General features: G+C 72.3%; 13 protein-coding genes. 8 read left to right on the top strand and 5 right to left on the bottom strand.

Annotated features, from left to right (window positions below; translation table 11 throughout):
* Positions 1 to 17: 17 nt before the first annotated feature.
* On the bottom strand, positions 18 to 848 hold the full coding sequence (locus BMW99_RS25770; RefSeq protein WP_069462691.1) for an alpha/beta fold hydrolase: 831 nt from the start codon (positions 846 to 848) through the stop codon (positions 18 to 20).
* A 389-nt stretch (positions 849 to 1237) separates the two neighbouring features.
* Here BMW99_RS25770 and BMW99_RS25765 point away from each other — a divergent pair, with 389 nt between their 5' ends.
* The 3 genes from BMW99_RS25765 to BMW99_RS41440 are packed head-to-tail and all read left to right on the top strand — an operon-like array spanning position 1238 to position 2906.
* The gene (locus tag BMW99_RS25765) at positions 1238 to 2251 is read left to right on the top strand and encodes an aldo/keto reductase (protein ID WP_069462692.1); all 1014 of its coding nucleotides are present in this window, start codon (positions 1238 to 1240) and stop codon (positions 2249 to 2251) included.
* A 56-nt stretch (positions 2252 to 2307) separates the two neighbouring features.
* The gene (locus tag BMW99_RS25760; protein WP_069462693.1) at positions 2308 to 2724 is read left to right on the top strand and encodes an SRPBCC family protein; all 417 of its coding nucleotides are present in this window, start codon (positions 2308 to 2310) and stop codon (positions 2722 to 2724) included.
* Positions 2725 to 2756: 32 nt separating this feature from the next.
* Positions 2757 to 2906, top strand: coding sequence for a hypothetical protein (locus BMW99_RS41440; RefSeq protein WP_177226104.1), 150 nt, complete (start codon positions 2757 to 2759; stop codon positions 2904 to 2906).
* Positions 2907 to 2978: 72 nt separating this feature from the next.
* Here BMW99_RS41440 and BMW99_RS25750 read toward each other — a convergent pair whose 3' ends face one another.
* On the bottom strand, positions 2979 to 4037 hold the full coding sequence (locus tag BMW99_RS25750) for an HTH domain-containing protein (RefSeq protein WP_245791623.1): 1059 nt from the start codon (positions 4035 to 4037) through the stop codon (positions 2979 to 2981).
* A 384-nt stretch (positions 4038 to 4421) separates the two neighbouring features.
* On the opposite strand from BMW99_RS25750, the gene BMW99_RS25745 reads away from it, so the two are divergent.
* The 5 genes from BMW99_RS25745 to BMW99_RS25725 all read left to right on the top strand — a co-directional run bounded on the left by BMW99_RS25745 (position 4422) and on the right by BMW99_RS25725 (position 13244).
* On the top strand, positions 4422 to 8384 hold the full coding sequence (locus tag BMW99_RS25745; protein WP_069465231.1) for a S8 family serine peptidase: 3963 nt from the start codon (positions 4422 to 4424) through the stop codon (positions 8382 to 8384).
* Positions 8385 to 8533: 149 nt separating this feature from the next.
* Positions 8534 to 9205, top strand: a complete 672-nt coding sequence (locus BMW99_RS25740) for a peptide deformylase (RefSeq protein WP_069465230.1) — start codon at positions 8534 to 8536, stop codon at positions 9203 to 9205.
* Positions 9206 to 9431: 226 nt separating this feature from the next.
* Positions 9432 to 11609 carry a glycoside hydrolase family 2 protein gene (locus BMW99_RS25735; RefSeq protein WP_069465229.1) on the top strand — a complete coding sequence of 726 codons (2178 nt, stop codon included), beginning with the start codon at positions 9432 to 9434 and terminating at the stop codon, positions 11607 to 11609.
* 103 nt (positions 11610 to 11712) lie between these two features.
* Entirely contained in the window at positions 11713 to 12651 is a 939-nt protein-coding gene (locus BMW99_RS25730) for an oxidoreductase (protein WP_069465228.1), read from the top strand.
* The gene (locus tag BMW99_RS25725) at positions 12651 to 13244 is read left to right on the top strand and encodes a TetR/AcrR family transcriptional regulator (protein ID WP_069465227.1); all 594 of its coding nucleotides are present in this window, start codon (positions 12651 to 12653) and stop codon (positions 13242 to 13244) included. Before BMW99_RS25730 ends, BMW99_RS25725 begins: the two co-directional genes overlap by 1 nt.
* A 6-nt stretch (positions 13245 to 13250) precedes the next feature.
* On the opposite strand, the gene BMW99_RS25720 is transcribed toward BMW99_RS25725, so the two are convergent.
* Genes BMW99_RS25720 through BMW99_RS25710 form a run of 3 tightly spaced genes read right to left on the bottom strand, consistent with a single transcriptional unit; the run spans position 13251 to position 16152 of the window.
* Positions 13251 to 14840: a GMC family oxidoreductase N-terminal domain-containing protein gene (locus BMW99_RS25720; RefSeq protein WP_069465226.1), complete on the bottom strand. Its 1590-nt coding sequence runs from the start codon at positions 14838 to 14840 to the stop codon at positions 13251 to 13253.
* Positions 14837 to 15523 (bottom strand): DUF5987 family protein, encoded by a 687-nt coding sequence (locus BMW99_RS25715; protein WP_245791622.1) that lies wholly within the window; start codon positions 15521 to 15523, stop codon positions 14837 to 14839. Before BMW99_RS25715 ends, BMW99_RS25720 begins: the two co-directional genes overlap by 4 nt.
* Before the next feature lie 5 nt (positions 15524 to 15528).
* Complete coding sequence (locus tag BMW99_RS25710) at positions 15529 to 16152, bottom strand: hypothetical protein (protein WP_069465225.1); 624 nt, start codon at positions 16150 to 16152, stop codon at positions 15529 to 15531.
* Between the last annotated feature and the right edge of the window lie 52 nt (positions 16153 to 16204).

Raw genomic sequence — 16204 nt, 5'->3', positions numbered from 1 at the left:
CGGTCCCGGCCGAACTGTCAGGCCAGGAATGTGAGCAGGTGCTCATTGACCACGTCCGCGTGCGTCCAGCACAGGCCGTGCCCCGCGCCTTCAACCGTGACGTACCGCGAGCCCTTGATCATTTCGTGGGTGCGCGCGCCGGTCGCCTCGATCGGCAGAATGTGGTCGTTCGTGCCGTGCATGACGAGAACCGGGACATCGATCTTCGGCAGGTCCTCGCGGAAGTCGGTGTGCCACGCCGCCACGCAGGCGATGGTGCCCGTCGGGGACGCGGCCACCGCGGAATTCCAGGCGTCCTGGACGACCTCGGGGCTCACACGGTTGCCCAGCGTCTCGTCGAGGTTGAAGAAGTTCTTGTTCCACTCGGTGAAGTACGCGAAGCGGTCCTCGGTCAGAGCGCCGGCGATCTGGTCGAACAGCTCCTGGGGCGCTCCGAACGGGTCCTCCGGTGTGTTCAGCAGATACGGCGGCACACCGGAAATGATCACCGCCTTACGGATCCTGCCGCCCCCGTGGACTCCGAGGTAGCGCGCGATCTCACCGCCGCCCATGGAGTGCCCGGCCAGGTCGACGTCGGTCAGGTCCAGCGCGGTCAGCAGCTTGTCCAGGTCCGCCGCGAACGTGTCGTACTCGTAACCGGTGACCGGCTGGCTGGAGCGTCCGAACCCCCGCCGGTCATACGTGATCACCCGGCGTCCCGCGGCGAGCAGCGCACGCTCCTGCCGCTCCCAGGCGCGGCCGCCGAGAGGGAAGCCTGCGATCAGCACGATCGGCCGACCCGATCCATGGTCCTCGTAGTACAGCTCGATCGGCCCGGAGTTCTCCTGGCCGACGGTCACGAAGGGCATGACATCTCCTTGGAAGGTCTCGCGCATCTCCGGCAGGAAGTCGGAACATCCCGCAACCGGGGCATGAGCCATGGGAGTCCTGATGAGCGCCATTGAGCCTCCGGCACCCGCATCAGTCGGCCACCGCAGTACATAACAACGCTAGAACTGCTCCTGGTTGGCAGCAACTCGACCGTCCCGTCCCACTTTCTCCGCTCATACCGCACGGATATCCATGGATGTGGCTCCCCGTTCAATTGCACATCAGGGGACGGCCGGCTCCGTCGTCATGAGAGCCACCTCTTGCCCCTTTCGGGTGGACGCACGGCAGGTCAATTCCTCGGGCGACCCCTTCTCACGGTGGCGCTGTTAGCTTTCCACCCTGTCCCATCCCGAGAGCGAGGGACCTCATGAACCTCAGTCAGCTTCTCCCCGCACGTATCGGTTTCGGGACAGCGCCGATGGGCAACATGTTCCGCGCTGTCCCGGACGACGAAGCGGGCGCCACGTTGGACGCGGCCTGGGACGACGGCATCCGGTACTACGACACGGCTCCGCTCTACGGTGCGGGCCTGGCGGAAATCCGCCTCGGCGGCCTGCTGTCCGGCAAGCCGCGCGACAGCTTCGTGCTCTCGACCAAGGTCGGTCGCGTGATCCTGGACGAGACGGAGGACGGGGCCCGCGACCTGGGGGAGAAAGGCGGCTCCCTGTTCGAGCACGGCCGGCCCAACAAGATCCTTCACCAGTGGACGGCCGAGGCGACCGAGCGTTCCCTCGAGGGCAGCCTCCAGCGACTCGGAGTCGACCGCCTCGACATCGTGTGGGTGCACGACATCGCGCAGGACTTCTACGGCGATCTGTGGCTGCAGAAGTTCGAGGAGGCCCGCACAGGTGCCTTCAGGGTCCTGTCCCGGTTGCGGGACGAGGGCGTCATCAAGGCGTGGGGACTGGGCGTCAACCGCACCGAGCCCATCGAACTCACGCTGGAGCTGGACGAACCGCGGCCCGACGGGTTCCTCCTGGCCGGCCGGTACACCTTGCTCGACCACGCCCACGCCCTGGAGCGGCTCTTGCCCATGGCCACGGAACAGCACGTCGGCATGGTCGTCGGAGGCCCCTACAGCTCGGGCATTCTCGCGGGCGGAACCACCTTCGAATACCAGGCCGCGCCTCCGGCCGTCCTGGACAAGGTCGCCAAGCTCAAGGAACTCGCGGCACGGCACGGCGTGGGCATCAAGGCAGCTGCCGTCCAGTTCTCCCTCGCCCATCCGGTCGCCGCGGCGGTGATCCCGGGCGCCACCAAGCCGAGTCGCATCGCCGAGGACCTCGCCGCTCTCAACGAGCGGATCCCGACCGCATTCTGGCGAGACCTGCGGGCAAGCGGCCTGGTCAGCCCCCTCGCGCCGCTTCCTGACGGTGTGTGAGTAACGGGAGCGGAGATCCCGCCCCGAGAGCAGTCGCCCCACGCGCAAGGAGTCTCATGGCATCCACCTCCGTGAGCCGGACCATCCCGGCCAGCCCCGCCCGTGCCTGGCACACCGTGGGCGGCTTCGGGTCCCTGCCCGACTGGCTGCCGTACATCCCCGAGAGCACCCTCGAAGAGGGCGGTCGCGTACGGCGCCTGAGGGACCCCGACGGAGGCGCCATCGTCGAGCGCCTCGTGGACTTCAACGAAACGGAACGGCACTACAGCTACACCATCCTCGAAGCACCGTTCCCGGTCGTCGGGTACGTCTCGACGCTGCGGGTGCACAGCGTGGTCGGCGACGCCGGCCTCTGCGAAGTGGAGTGGTCCGGCAGGTTCACTCCTCAGGGTGCGACCGAGGAGGAGGTGATCGCCCTCTTCACCGGTATCTACCGCGACGGCCTGGAAGCCCTGGACCAGGCCCTCCGCTGATGCTCCGCGTCCCCAGCCGTGTCCTGGGCGGCGTGGAGGACCTTGGCTGCCTCGTTGAGCCAGGCGACCTTCCCGGGGTCGTGGTGGTCGACGATCACCGCGGACAGGCCCGACGCGCCGTCGCCGATGACGGTGACGGTCTCAGCGCGCTCGACGCCGGCGGTGTGCTCGCCGCCTCCTGACCCGGATCGCACCGAACAGGCGGCCCGGCGACGGCCGCGGGGGGTCGGCGGCCCGGGGTCGGTGGGCCGGGGTCAGCGGCCCGGGGTCAGCCAGCCGCGCTCCTGGGCGAGCAGCGCGATCTGGAAGTGGTTGCGCGCGCCCAACGCCGTGCCGATGTCGCTGATGTCCTTCTGCACGGTGCGCCGGCTCACCCCCAGCGTGCGGGCGATCGTCTCCTGCTTCATGCCGAGCGAGAGCAGCCGCAGCACCTCGCGGGTCCTCGGGTTCGGCGTGTCGGCGGCGGGCGCCGGCGGCACCGGGCGGGACCCCTGTCCCCAGGGCACCCCGTGCCCCCACAGGCTCTCGAACAGCGCCGCCAGCACGTGCAGCAGCGTCGGGGAGTGCACCAGCAGCGAGCCGGCCGCCGCGTCGTCCCGCCGCAGCGGCATGATCGCGGTGCTGCCGTCGAAGATCACCAGCTTCATCGGCAGGCCCCTGGACAGCCGCACCGCGCCCCCGATCTCGACGCCACGCCGCGCGGTCTCCAGCGACACCTCGTCGGTGAGGGTGTCGCTGTCGTACACCGACCGGAAGCGCACTCCCACGCGAATCGCCGCGGCCTGCACGGCGAGCCTGTCCGGCACCCCGTCGACCGCCGCCACGTACGGCGGCATCACCAGGTGCAGCACCTCGTGCCGGGCCGCACGCAGCTGATGGACGTAGCGCGCGGTGACCCGTTCCTCGGTGTCGAGGATCTCGAACTGGTCCGACGCGAAACGGTGGTTGGTCACCGAGATGTGCACCTCGTGCAGCAGTTCGGCGTGGGTCTCCAGACTCGCCAGCTCCTCGCGGCGGCGGGCCAGCAGGCTGCCCAGCGCGGGGCGCGGCGGGCTGGCGCTCCAGCGGGCCCCGCGCCCGCTGACCCGGACGGCGAGCAGTTCGGACTCCAGCAGCCGAAGGGCCCGCGCGGCAGCGGCCGTCGACGTGCCCAGGGCCGCCGCCGCCTCGGCGGGAACCGTCTCCGGGTGCCCGACCAGGTACTCCAGGATCCGCCCCGCCAGCGGTGGCAGCCCCAGGCCGCTCCAGGGGACCTGCGGGATCTGCGGCACCTGCGGCTCCGCGGCCATCGGGCGGCCCCTGCTGTCGTTCACCGGTGGGAGTGCAGTGATCCTAACCCCGTTCCCCCGCACACGAGTTCGGCGGGGGGAGCGTTCCCACGGCGTCGCGACCGGGCCCGCAAAGTGGCGCTATCCGGGGCGTTCAGGGGTCAACTGCCCGCCGGTGCACGGCTCCCGCGCCGCTCGCGCATCGCGCCAAAGCGCAACTGCGCTCAGCCGCACCGGCATTCCCTTGTCCCCACCGGCACACCCGCCGCAAGGTGATCAGCGACCTTCCGCCGAGCACTCTGGTACACCGCCACGCCAACCCCCGTGTCCCCGGCGTTCGCGGCGGAGGGGACCGGCAGGAGCTCCCCCCACGCAGACGGACCCGCACCCGCGCCGCCACCGAAGTCCTCCCGCGCAAGGAGCACGTTGATGCACCGACATGTCAGAGGGGCAGCCGCCGCGCTGGCTCTGCTGGTCCCCCTGGTGACGGCCGGCCCGGCCGTCGCCGCGCACGCCGGCGAACCCGCGCCGGCCGCACCCGCGACCCACCACCTCACCCTCGCCGACGGCTCGAAGGTGGTCTGGGCCGACGACGGCACCGGCACCCTCACCGACCCGCAGGGCCGCACCCGCGCCTTCCCCGTGCCGCGCTCGGCCGGCCGCACCGGGCTCGGGGCCACGATCACCCCCTCCACGACGGCGATGACCGCCCGCGCCCAGGTGAGCCGTGCCGCCTCGTACGTCCTCGGCGCGAAGTCGGGCGCCGCCGCCCAGCAGGCTCCCGTTCAGGCGATGAACACCGGCCCCGTGAAGCTGCCGACCGCCGCGAAGGCCGCGCTGCGGCAGGACGCGCGCCAGGCACCCCAGCCCGGCTCGACCACCGGCCTGCCCGCCAACGACGGCCTGAGCACGTCCTTCCAGTCCGCCCTCAACGCCCAGGGCGTGGACGCCGCCAGCGCCTTCGTGGACGCGGACACCTACCTGCACGCCCTGCCCGGCGCCGGGCAGATCGTCACCAACGTCTCCGTCGGTGACCTCACCGACCAGTCGATGGCCGACAACGGTGACGACTACGTACGCGCCTACGGCCCCACCACCGTCGTCCGGAACGGCCAGCGCTACCTCGACGAGCCGTCGATGCCGCTCATCCCGACCTACACGGCTGACAACGATGGCACGCTGGATCCTCTGGGCTCGGCCGAGGGCGAGGATCCGAACCTCGGCGAGGTGCTCCTCGACTTCTCGATGATGGCCCCGCTCCCGCACGACCGGCAGCGCCCCGGCGCCACCGGCAGCGGCGCCACCGACCTGCTCGGCATCGCCCCCGGCGCCCAGTACCGCCTGGTCGTGCCGCAGGAGGCCAGCTACGCGGGCATCGCCGCCGCGCTGAAGGCCGCCGCGAACCAGAAGCCCCGGCCGAACGTCATCACGGCCAGCCTCGGCTTCGGCACCGACGAGCAGATCGGCTTCCCCGGCCGCTACCTGGAGGACGACCCGACGATCCGGGCCACCCTGACCTCCATCGTGAAGTCCGGCATCGCCGTGGTCGTCTCCTCCAACGACGGCACCCGGCTCGCCCTGCCCGTCTCCGTCGGCCCCGACGGCGGCAGCACCCCCACGGACACCACCACCAAGGCGAGCGCCCAGACCGACATCGACGACGTGGAGCCCACCACCACGCCCTCGAAGGTGGTCGACAGCGGCGTCATCGCGGCCGGCGCCACCACCACGGACGACACGCTGAGCTCCGCCGACACCAGGCAGGGCGTCTACCCGACGACCCGCTACAACGGCTCGGCCGCCTACTCCTCCGGCTTCGGCACCCGCGTGGACCTCGCCGCCCCCGGCGACGACCTGCCGTCCCTGATGCACGTCTGCACCTCGAACCCGTGCGCCGCGCAGGACGTCGAGGTCGTGCTCAACGGCGGTACCTCCGCCTCGGCACCCGAGATCGCCGCCGCCGTCGCCGACGTGCTCCAGGCCGCCAAGGCCACCCACCAGGACCTGACCCCGCGCCAGGTCCGCGACCTGCTGGTGTCCACCGGCAGCCCGATCGCCCAGCCGCCGCAGGCCGACCAGCCGCTCACCATGGGCACCCAGCTCGACGTCACCGCCGCCGTGGAGAAGGTCCTCGCCAAGCGCTACCGCATCGCGGCCCGGCCCGTCCGGCTCTCCGTCGCCCAGCGGCAGCTGCTGCCCACCGGCTCCGGCACCGCCTTCACCGAGTCCACCGACCCCGCGGCGATCGACCTGTCCGGGCCCGCCGACGGCAACGGCACGCCCACCGGCCAGAACGCCGTCTCGCCGATCACCCTCGGACTGGACATGACCGGCGACCGCGGCGGACTGACCTACCGGGTCCGGGTCGGCGGCGCCTCCTTCACCACCGGGCAGCCGAGCCTGCGCCTGACGCCCGCGCAGATCCTGGGCGCGGCCCACCTCCCGCTCGCCTCCGGCACCGCCCGCAGCGTGCCCGTCACGTTCCAGGCGCTGCGCGGCGGCGAGGTCGTCGGGCAGCTCTCGCAGACGCTGACCTTCCTCGCCGACGACGGCACTTACGCGCAGGCGCTCGCCCCCGCGGCCCCCGGCGCCACTCCGCTCGGCCGGCCGGTCACCGTCTCCTACGACCTGACCGGCGTGCGCGGCGTGGACAGCCCCCGCCTGGTGCTCTCCTCCGTCGGCCACTACACGCCGAGCGCGGCCGTGGACGACTTCAACGTCCAGTGGTCCGCCCCGCTCACCGCGACGAAGGGCACCGTGACGATCCCCGCGTCGGCCTTCACCGCCGGCGGCGCCGGACTCTACGGCGTCGGTGTCGAACAGGCCGAGATCGCCGGGGTGCTGCCGGTCTACGGCGACTTCCGCGCCCTGCGGATCGGCCCCGCCGCCGACCAGCGGCCGACCGCCCCGCTGCTGACCACGGCCGGCTACACCGCGGCCCACGCCGCCGACACCGCCCGCAGCACCCCCAGGGCGACGGTGAGTTGGGACGCGAGCGGGGTGTCCGGCGCGGACGGCGCCGCGTTCGAGGTGATGTCGCCCGGGCCGACGCTCTACGGTTCCCTGAACACCGCCACCAACCAGAACGGCAGCCGCCGTGACGACGACGGCTTCAACCACGCCTCCACGCTCACCGTCAAGCTGCCCTCGGTGAAGGGCCGTACCGTGCTCGACCTCGCCGCCCTCGGACTGCCCACCGGGCTTCAGTACCCGGTGCGGGTGCTCGCCACCCGGCACGGCTCGCCGATCGGCCAGGCCTCCCCGACCTCGTTCCTGCAGTACCGCGACGGCGACCAGCTGACCGGCACCGTCGAGAGTTTCACCGTCTCCGGCAGCAAGGCGCTGATCTCCACCGACGCCTTCACCTACACCGGCGGCACCGAGGTGTTCCACCTGGACCGCTCGGCCACGACCGGCTACGACCTGGCCACCGGCACCCTGGGCGCCTCCGTCGCCGAGTCCACCGACGGGCAGACCATGCAGGAGGTGCTCGGCACCGACCCGGCCAGCGGTCACGCCCTGATCATCCACACCCCGTTCGCCGGCTCCACCGCCGAGATCGACGTGGAGAACCCCGCCACCGGGGCTCCCGTGAAGGTCACCGCGCTGTCCGACCTGATCGCCGGCAGCGGCTACCTGGAGGGCGGCACCGTGGACGCCGTCCGCCACCGCGGGCTGGTCACCACCTACGAGCCCGACAGCGGGCTGAGCCGCCTGTGGCCCGTCGACATGACCACCGGGCAGGTCGGCACGCCGCTGGCGCTCAACCCGCACAACCTGTACCGCTCGTACAACAGCGTCTCGGTGGACGCCTCCACCGGTGAGGCGTTCGTCGCCACCGGCGGCACCATGGGCGCGTGCCTGGGCGGACGTGTCCCCTACGGCGCGGTCGGCGCGGACTTCACCACCGGCACCGTCACCGCCGTCACGTCGCTGCCGCTGTGCGTCTCGGCGCTGCTGCCCGACGGCAAGGGCGACAAGCTCTACGGGGCCGTGGGCGCCGCCCAGCCCGATGCCGAGAGCGGCACCTTCCCCACCAGCACCTGGCTGACCGCCGACCAGAAGACGCTCACCACCGCCGCCACGGCCGACACCGGCACCCGCGGCCCGGTCTGGCCGGCCCTCGACACCGCCCACCGGGTCGCGGTGGAGGCGAGCCTCTACGAGAAGGGAGTCGAGACCGACAACAACGCCATGAGCGAGATCACCGTGCTGGACCCCGCGACCGGCACCGTGCTGGCGCGCCACCCGGTGGCCAACCTCGTGAACTCCACCGTCGCAGGCTCCAACTTCGACTTCACCGGCCGTCAGGGACTCTTCCTCGACCCGGGCACCCGCACCGGGTGGGTCGTGAACGGCTGGGGCACGGGGCTGGAGCAGTTCTCCTACTGACGTCCGCACCGGGCGTGTCGTGACGCGCGTGGTGCAGCCCCGCCCTTGGCGGGGCTGCACCACTGTCACGACACGCCCGGCCGGCGGAACGCGCGGCCCCTCGCGAGCGGGCGGGCAGGCGGTGACGGAGCTTCTGCGATTCTGGATCAATGCAAAGCGACGCACTCAACGATCTTGTCGACGAACTCCTGTCCGCTCCGGGGCCACTGGCCATCGTCCGCGCGGGCGTCCCGGTGCTGCGCCGGCCGGCACTGCGGTACGAAGGTCAGCTCGGCACGGAGCGCCTGGCCCGTCTCGTCGAGGCGATGAAGGAGTGCATGCGCGCCGCGCCCGGAGTGGGCCTGGCGGCGCCGCAGATCGGGATCCCCCTGCGGATCGCGGTGATCGAGGACCCGGTCGACGTGCCTGCCGAGCTCCGGGGCACGCGCCCGGAGGTGCCCGCGGAGGTGCGGGCGGCGCGGGGCAGGATGCCGTTGCCCTTCCGGGTGCTGGTCAACCCGTCCTACGAGCCGGTGGGCGAGCGCAGGGTCGCGTTCTTCGAAGGATGCCTGAGCGTGCCCGGCTTTCAGGCGGTGGTGGCCCGGCCCGAGCGGGTCCGGCTGCGCGGGGAGGACCAGAACGGCACCGGCGTGGACGAGGAATTCTCCGGCTGGCCCGCCCGGATCGTCCAGCACGAGACGGACCACCTCGACGGCACCCTGTACCTGGACCGCGCCGAGACGCGCTCGCTGGCGACCCACGAGGCCGTGGCCGAGCTCTGGCGGCAGCCCACGCCCGCCGCCGCGGCCGAGGCGCTCGGCTTCCCGCTGCCGGAGCAGTGACCCGGGCGCCCACCGACAGCAGGCACACCACCCGCCCGCCGCCCCGACGTCGACACGTCACGGCGGCGGGCTCTTCCGTGCCCGCCCTCTGGACTCCGGCCCACCACTTGGCTAGGTTCACACCGGGATTCGACCCTTTGAATCTGGTCCATGTATGTGGACAGCTGTATGTGGACGACGTGCGACCTCTCCCGGCCCCCCACCTTTCCCGGATGCAGGTGACGAGATGTCAGACCTCCCCTCACGCAGGCAGATACTGGGTGGCGCGGCCGCCGGTGTGGCGGCGTCATTCGTCGGCGTACCCGCCGTGCCCGCCGCACACGCCGCCGACGGTGCGACGCGCCCGTCCCGCCGTACGCCGGCCGCTGCCACGGGTGGCACGACGGCCGCCTACTCGGCCCCCGACCCGCGCACCCGACTCGACCTCGACACCGGCTGGCGGTTCGTCAAAAGCGACGTCAGCGGCGCGCAGGCGTCGAGCTTCGACGACTCGGCCTGGGCGGCGGTGAGCACCCCGCACACCTGGAACGCCACCGACGGGGCCGACGGCGGCAACAACTACTACCGCGGCGTCGGCTGGTACCGCCGGCACCTCACCGTCCCCGCCGGCCTGGCGGGACGGATGCTCTTCCTGCAGTTCGCCGGCGTGAACCAGGTGGCCGACGTGTGGGTCAACGGCGTCCACCTGGGCCAGCACAAGGGCGGGTACTCCCGGTTCCGGTTCGGCGCGACCGACGCCCTGCTGCCGGGGAAGGACAACGTCATAGCGGTCAAGGTGACGAACGCGGCCGACCCGGACATCGCCCCGCTGAGCGCCGACTACACCTTCGCCGGCGGCATCTACCGCAACGTCAGCCTGTGGGCCGTCGACCGGCTCCAGGTCCAGATGCTCGACTACTCCGGCCCCGGCATCTACCTGCGGCAGAGTGCGGTGACCACCGCCTCCGCGACCGTGGGCATCACCGCCAAGCTGTGGAACAACAACACCGGCGCGAGCAGGTCGGTGGCGGTCCGCACCGTCGTCGCCGACGCCGACGGGACGGTCGTCGCCGACCGGACGAGCGCCCCCCAGTCCCTCGCCGCGGCGGCCGGCACGCAGCTCACCCAGTCCGTCACCGTCACCAACCCCCGCCTGTGGAACGGCCGGAGCGACCCCCACCTCTACAGCGCCACCGTCGAGATCCACGACGTGACCGGCGGCGGGGACACGGTCACGGACGCCGTCACCGAACCGCTGGGGCTCCGCAGCCTCGCCGTCGACGCCGCCACCGGGTTCTCGCTCAACGGCCGGAACCTGGCGCTGCGCGGGGTCAACCTGCACCAGGACCGGGCCGGGAAGGGGTGGGCGATCTCCGACGCCGACCACACCCAGGACTTCGACCTCATCGAGGAGATCGGCGCCGACGCCATCCGCATGGCGCACTACCAGCACGACCAGAAGGACTACAACCTCGCGGACGAGCGGGGGTTCGTCGTCTGGGCCGAGATCCCCCTCGTCAACGCCACCACGAACTCGGCCGCGTTCACCGCCAGTACCGAGAACCAGCTCCGCGAGCTGATCCGGCAGAACTACAACCACCCGTCCATCGCCTTCTGGAGCATCGGCAACGAGCAGAACAGCGACGACACCCCGACCAACACCCTGCTCGCCGCGCTGGCCGGCATCGTCGCCGCCGAGGATCCCGACCGCCTGTCCACCTACGCCTCCGACCTCGGCGACACCGCGGGCGTGGGCAAGCACACGCAGGTGTGCGCGTGGAACAAGTACTACGGCTGGTACGGCGGTTCCAAGGACGGCAACCTCGGCAGCTGGGCCGACGGTCTCCACGCGAGCCAACCCGCCCTGAAATTCGGCGTGTCCGAATACGGCGCGGGGGCCAACACGACCCAGCACGCCCTCGACCCCGCCGCTCCGGCCCCCTCCGGAAGCTGGCATCCGGAGGAGTACCAGGCGCTGTTCCACGAGGCGGCCTGGAAGCAGATCGAGGCCCGGCCCTTCCTCTGGGGCACCTTCGTGTGGAACATGTTCGACTTCGCGTCCGACGGCCGCAACGAGGGCAGCCAGCCCGGCATCAACGACAAGGGCCTCGTCACCCGCGACCGCGTCACGCGCAAGGACGCGTTCTACTTCTACAAGGCCACCTGGTCCACGGCGCCCACCCTCTACATCACCAGCCGCCGCTGGGCGCAGCGCACCGACGCCGCCACCCAGCTCAAGGTGTACTCCAACGCCGCGCAGGTCACGGCCAGCCTGAACGGCGTCTCCCTGGGCACGGTCACCGGCAGCGACCACGTCTTCGTCTGGAACGGCGTGACCCTGCGCCAGGGCCAGAACACGGCGTCCGTGACCGCCACGATCAACGGCACCCCGTACACCGACACCGTCACCTGGACCCTGGCCTGACGGGGCCGCACGCACGGGGCCGTCCGCGGGGCGCGGGACGGCCCCGTTTGCGGGCAGGCGCACGGCCCCGTAGGATGAATGAACATTCATTCGGAGGTGTGCGATGACCTGGACCGCGACCGACATCCCCGACCAGCACGGCCGCACGGCCGTCGTCACCGGTGCCAACGGCGGGCTCGGACTCGTGACCGCGAAGAACCTGGCCGCGAAGGGCGCGCACGTGGTGATGGCCGTGCGCAACCAGGAGAAGGCGGCCGCCGCGGTGGAGGAGATCCGGGCGGCCGCCCCGGACGCCTCGCTGGAACCGGTCGCGCTCGACCTGTCCTCGCAGGCGTCCGTGAAGGAGGCCGCGGAGCGGATCCTGGCCGCCCACGACCGTCTCGACCTGCTGGTCAACAACGCCGGGGTGATGGGAATCGCCGAGGCGCGGACGGCCGACGGCTACGAGATGCAGTTCGGCGTCGACCACCTGGGCCACTGGACGCTGACCGCGCTCCTGCTGCCCGCGCTGCTGCGCACGCCCGGATCCCGCGTGGTGACCGTGACCAGCACCGCCCACCACATGGGCCGCTCCGTCGACGTCGCCAACCCCCATCTGAAGGGCCGCTACGGACCCTGGCGCGCCTACGGCCAGGCGAAGCTGGCCAACTACCACTTCGGGCTCGGCCTGCAGCAGGAACTCGAACGGGCGGGCGCGCGGACCATCAGCCTGATCGCGCACCCGGGCCTGTCCGACACCGACCTGCAGACGGTCAGCGTGGAGGGCTCGGGCGGCGGGGTCTCCCAGCGCTTCTTCCACGCCATGGCCCGGCACACCGGCATGTCGGCCGACGACGGCGCGCTGCCGCAACTGCGCGCCGCCACCGACCCGTCGGCCAAGGGCGGCGAGTTCTACGGTCCGGTGTTCGTGAACAACGGCGCTCCGGTCCGCAAGCCGGTGCTGCGCCGGATCGGGATGGACGGGGCCGTCGCCAAGCTCTGGCAGGTGTCCGAGCGTGAGACCGGCGTCGCCCTCGACCCGCGTGCCCCGGCCGGTCCGTGATGGCGGCGACCACCGACCGCGCGGCCACCGACCGCGCGGCCACCGGCCGGGCGGCCGCCGTCCGCGCGGCCCTGCGCGGCCTGGTGGCGCGCAACGGCTTCCACGGTGCGTCCATGAGCGCGGTCGCCCGCGAGGCCGGCGTGGCCACCGGCACCGCCTACACCTACTACGCCTCCAAGGACGAGCTGGTGCTGGCCGCGTACGGCGAGACGAAGGCGGCACTCGGCCTCGCCGCCACCGCCGGCCTGGACCCGGACGCCCCCGCCGAGGAGCGGTTCCACGCCCTGTGGCTGGCCTGTTACCGGTACTTGAAGGCCCACCCCACCCACGCGCAGTTCCTCCTCCAGGTGGAGCACTCCCCCTACCGCGCCGCCGCCCACGCGTCCGCCCTCGCCGACGCGAACGACCCGCTGCCGGCCCAGGTGGCCCTGCCGGACGTGGCCGCGCGACTGCTCCCGCTCCCCCTCGACGTGCTCTACGAGCTGTCCCTCAGCCCGGCCGTCCGCCTCGCCTCCGCCGGTACCGAACTGGCCCAGGCCCAGCTCGACGAGATCGCGGGCGCCTGCTGGCGTGCCGTCAGCCGACCGGGCTGACCCTCGCTACGGGCGCGGCAGCGGCGCACCGTAGGTGACGTCGACCGCCGCTTCCCTGGCGCGGAACACGATCGCGGGGACGGCGCGTTCCGCGAGGGCCGCGATGGTCAGCGACGGGTTGACGGTGAGGGACGCCGGGACCGCCGAGCCGTCGGTGACGAACAGGCCGGTGTGGCCCCGGAGTTCGTGCGTGTCGCTCAGCGCGCTGCCGGCCGGGTCGTCGCCGATGCGCACTGAGCCGATGGGGTGGGCCGTGACGGTCCCCGCCACGTCCTCGGACCAGGGGCGGACCTGGGCCAGTCCGTCCTTCTCCAGGATGGCGCGCAGCGCGTCGTCCGCGGTGTTCCATCCGCCGCGCGTGCGGGCGGTGGGGTGGTAGGCCATGGTGCCCCTGCCCAGTCCGGGGGCGAGGCGGAGGAAACCGCCGGTGAGGGGCGGCGGGCCGAAGGTCCCTTCGTTGTCGTCCTCCGTCATGGCCAGCAACGTCAGCCAGGACGGCCACCTGCCGCGCAGAGAGCGTTTCGCCACACCGAACCAGTCGGGTGCCGAGGCGGTGCGGGCCAGCAGATTGGTCAACGGCGGGAAGTAGATCTGCTGGAGCATGAAGCGGCTGTACTCGGGGGCCGCCGGGTCCAGGTAGTCGTACGTGGCGGCGGTGATCGGGCGGCCGATCGGCAGACCCTCGTATGCGGCACCGTCGGGCCGGGACAGGCCGAGCAGCGTCCGCACCTTGGTCTCGTCGACGTCGGCGACGCTCACGCGGTCTCCGTTGCCGGAGAAGTAGCGTCCGACGGCCGGCGGTATGCCGCCGAGGGGCAGCGCGGACCGCTGGAGGATCACCGGACTGCCGACGGCTCCCGCGGCGAGGACCACCACTTTGGCGTGGATGACGCCGACTTCGGCCGTGCAGCTGTAGTCGCCCGGGTCCAGCACGGTGTAGGCGGCGGCGTACCGGTAGCCGGATTCCGTGCTGGGGCCGAGGAGTTGCACTTCGTGCAGGGGGCGGATCACGGCACCGTGGGCCTCGGCCCCGGGAAGGTAGTTCAGCAGCATCGAGCGCTTGGCGTCGAAACGGCAACCGGACAGCATCCAGTTGCAGTTGGTGCAGCGACCGGTGTCCACCGCGACCGGCACGGGGTTGCAGGTGTGGCCGGAGCGCCGGCAGGCCGCGGCCAGGACCCCGCCGGCGTAGGAGACGTCCTGCCAGCCGGTCCTGGCCACGGGCAGCGCCTCCTCGACCCGTTCGTACCAGGGGTCGAGCGCGGCCCGGGTGAGCGCGGCCGGCCAGATCCGCCTGCCGAGACTGCCGGACCGTTCGAAGGCGAAGGCGGGCGCGCGGAGCGAGGCGGCGAAGTAGACGACGCTGCCGCCGCCGACGCAGTTGCCCGCCACGACGGAGATGCCGTCGCCCTGGATGACGTCGACGATGCGGTTGTAGGTGCCCAGGCGCATCGAGTGGGCGAAGTCCTCGGCCGCCAGGCGGGGCCCGCGTTCCAGGACGGTGACCCGGGCGCCGCCGGCCGCGAGGTGGTAGGCGGGGATGGCGCCGCCGAAGCCGCTGCCGATGACGAGGACGTCGGTGGTCTCCTCGCTCATGCCGGGCTCCCGGACGCCGTGGTTGCGGGGTGGGTGTCCGCCAGGGCGCGTCCGTAGGAGAACTGCGGGAAGCGCCACAGTCCGTCCGCGTCCGGCGGGGGGAAGTGCAGCCAGGCGAGGCCCGGATGGGCGGCTGCCACCGCCTGCGCGGTGTCGAGCGTGGCGGCGGTGTCGAAGGCCAGGCCGGTGACGAGGCCGAGGATCTGCCACACGGGGCGGTCGGGCGTCCCGGGCCGGAACAGTCCGGCGACCAGATCGGTGCGCTGGGCGAACGACAGGCCGACGAAGGGCGGGGACGTCACCGGCAGCAGGACGAGGTGGTCCAGTGCGTAGGCGACGGCCCGGGCGTCGAGCAGGGCGGCGATCTCCGGCAGCAGGGGCGCCAGCGGCAGGTCAGGGGACGTGAGGACGTCGACCACCCCCGCCTGGACCGCTCCCGGCCCGGTGACGGCGCCCGCCACGGCCAGGTCGCCCGGGTACCGGCGCTGCCCGGGGATGAGGGTGTCGGCGAAGGCTTCGAGGGTCTGCGTGGTCCAGCTCTCGCCGGCGGCTTCCGCCCGGCCGCCCGTGGAGCCGAGCGCGTCGGCCGCTCCGGGACGGATCACCTGCCCGGCGGCCAGCGCCGTCAGCGTCGCGGTCAGCGCTGTGACGACGTCGCGTCGCCGCATGTCCCGTGAGGTCATCGGGGTCACCCGGCGAGCGCGCAGGTCAGGTCGAACGGCAGGTCCACGGTGCCCCCGGTCTCGCCGGGCGCCTGGCCGTAGGCGTCGAGGGCGTCGGCGACGTGCGGAAAGCCGCTGTCCCGGAGGGCGAGGGCGGCGTCACCGATGCCGACGGTCCGCCCGTCGATCCGGAAGTTCGCCAGGCGGGCGCCGGCGTGGCCGCCGGACTTGTCCCACCAGTACTGGCCGTCCCAGGCCACCAGGGGCGTCGCGCCGGACGTGGTCTGCACGCTCCAGTGGTCCTTCTGGTAGTACCGGCAGGTCGGGAGCGCGATGGCGAACCGGGACGGCTCGGCGAGCAGGAACGTCAGGGCGCCGCCGTCGTCGAAGGTGATGTCGCGCTTGCTGTACTCCACGCAGAGCGGGTTCACGAACATCAGCCACAGCGGCGGCTGTTCCCCCTCGCCGAAGGTGTGCCACGCGCAGGTGGCGGCGAAGTCCGGCTCCCGGAACGGTGCCAGGACCGAGCGGCTCGCCGTACCGGCGGGCCGGGCCGCGGCGGCGGGCGCGCCGGCGGACAGCACGCCGGCGCACGCCGCGAACGTCATGGTCAGGGCGGTCAGCGTGGTGCGGACGCGTGGCAGTGACACAGGAACCCTCCTGGAAGCGGAACGTGCGTGGAACCGGGTCGTGGAGCCGTCG

Source organism: Actinacidiphila rubida, assembly GCF_900110255.1.
Lineage (GTDB): Bacteria > Actinomycetota > Actinomycetes > Streptomycetales > Streptomycetaceae > Actinacidiphila > Actinacidiphila rubida.
The sequence above is the reverse complement of the archived record's forward strand: the minus strand, read 5'-3'. Positions and strand labels throughout refer to the sequence as shown.

What these genes read in the sequence shown, in the direction of transcription:
- BMW99_RS25765 (WP_069462692.1), top strand. Translation starts at nt 1,238, where the DNA reads ATGAACCTCAGTCAGCTTCTCCCCGCACGTATCGGTTTCGGGACAGCG.
- BMW99_RS25715 (WP_245791622.1), bottom strand. Translation starts at nt 15,523, where the DNA reads ATGACCTCACGGGACATGCGGCGACGCGACGTCGTCACAGCGCTGACC.
- BMW99_RS25745 (WP_069465231.1), top strand. Translation starts at nt 4,422, where the DNA reads ATGCACCGACATGTCAGAGGGGCAGCCGCCGCGCTGGCTCTGCTGGTC.
- BMW99_RS25725 (WP_069465227.1), top strand. Translation starts at nt 12,651, where the DNA reads ATGGCGGCGACCACCGACCGCGCGGCCACCGACCGCGCGGCCACCGGC.
- BMW99_RS25760 (WP_069462693.1), top strand. Translation starts at nt 2,308, where the DNA reads ATGGCATCCACCTCCGTGAGCCGGACCATCCCGGCCAGCCCCGCCCGT.
- BMW99_RS25740 (WP_069465230.1), top strand. Translation starts at nt 8,534, where the DNA reads ATGCAAAGCGACGCACTCAACGATCTTGTCGACGAACTCCTGTCCGCT.
- BMW99_RS25770 (WP_069462691.1), bottom strand. Translation starts at nt 848, where the DNA reads ATGCCCTTCGTGACCGTCGGCCAGGAGAACTCCGGGCCGATCGAGCTG.
- BMW99_RS25720 (WP_069465226.1), bottom strand. Translation starts at nt 14,840, where the DNA reads ATGAGCGAGGAGACCACCGACGTCCTCGTCATCGGCAGCGGCTTCGGC.
- BMW99_RS25735 (WP_069465229.1), top strand. Translation starts at nt 9,432, where the DNA reads ATGTCAGACCTCCCCTCACGCAGGCAGATACTGGGTGGCGCGGCCGCC.
- BMW99_RS25730 (WP_069465228.1), top strand. Translation starts at nt 11,713, where the DNA reads ATGACCTGGACCGCGACCGACATCCCCGACCAGCACGGCCGCACGGCC.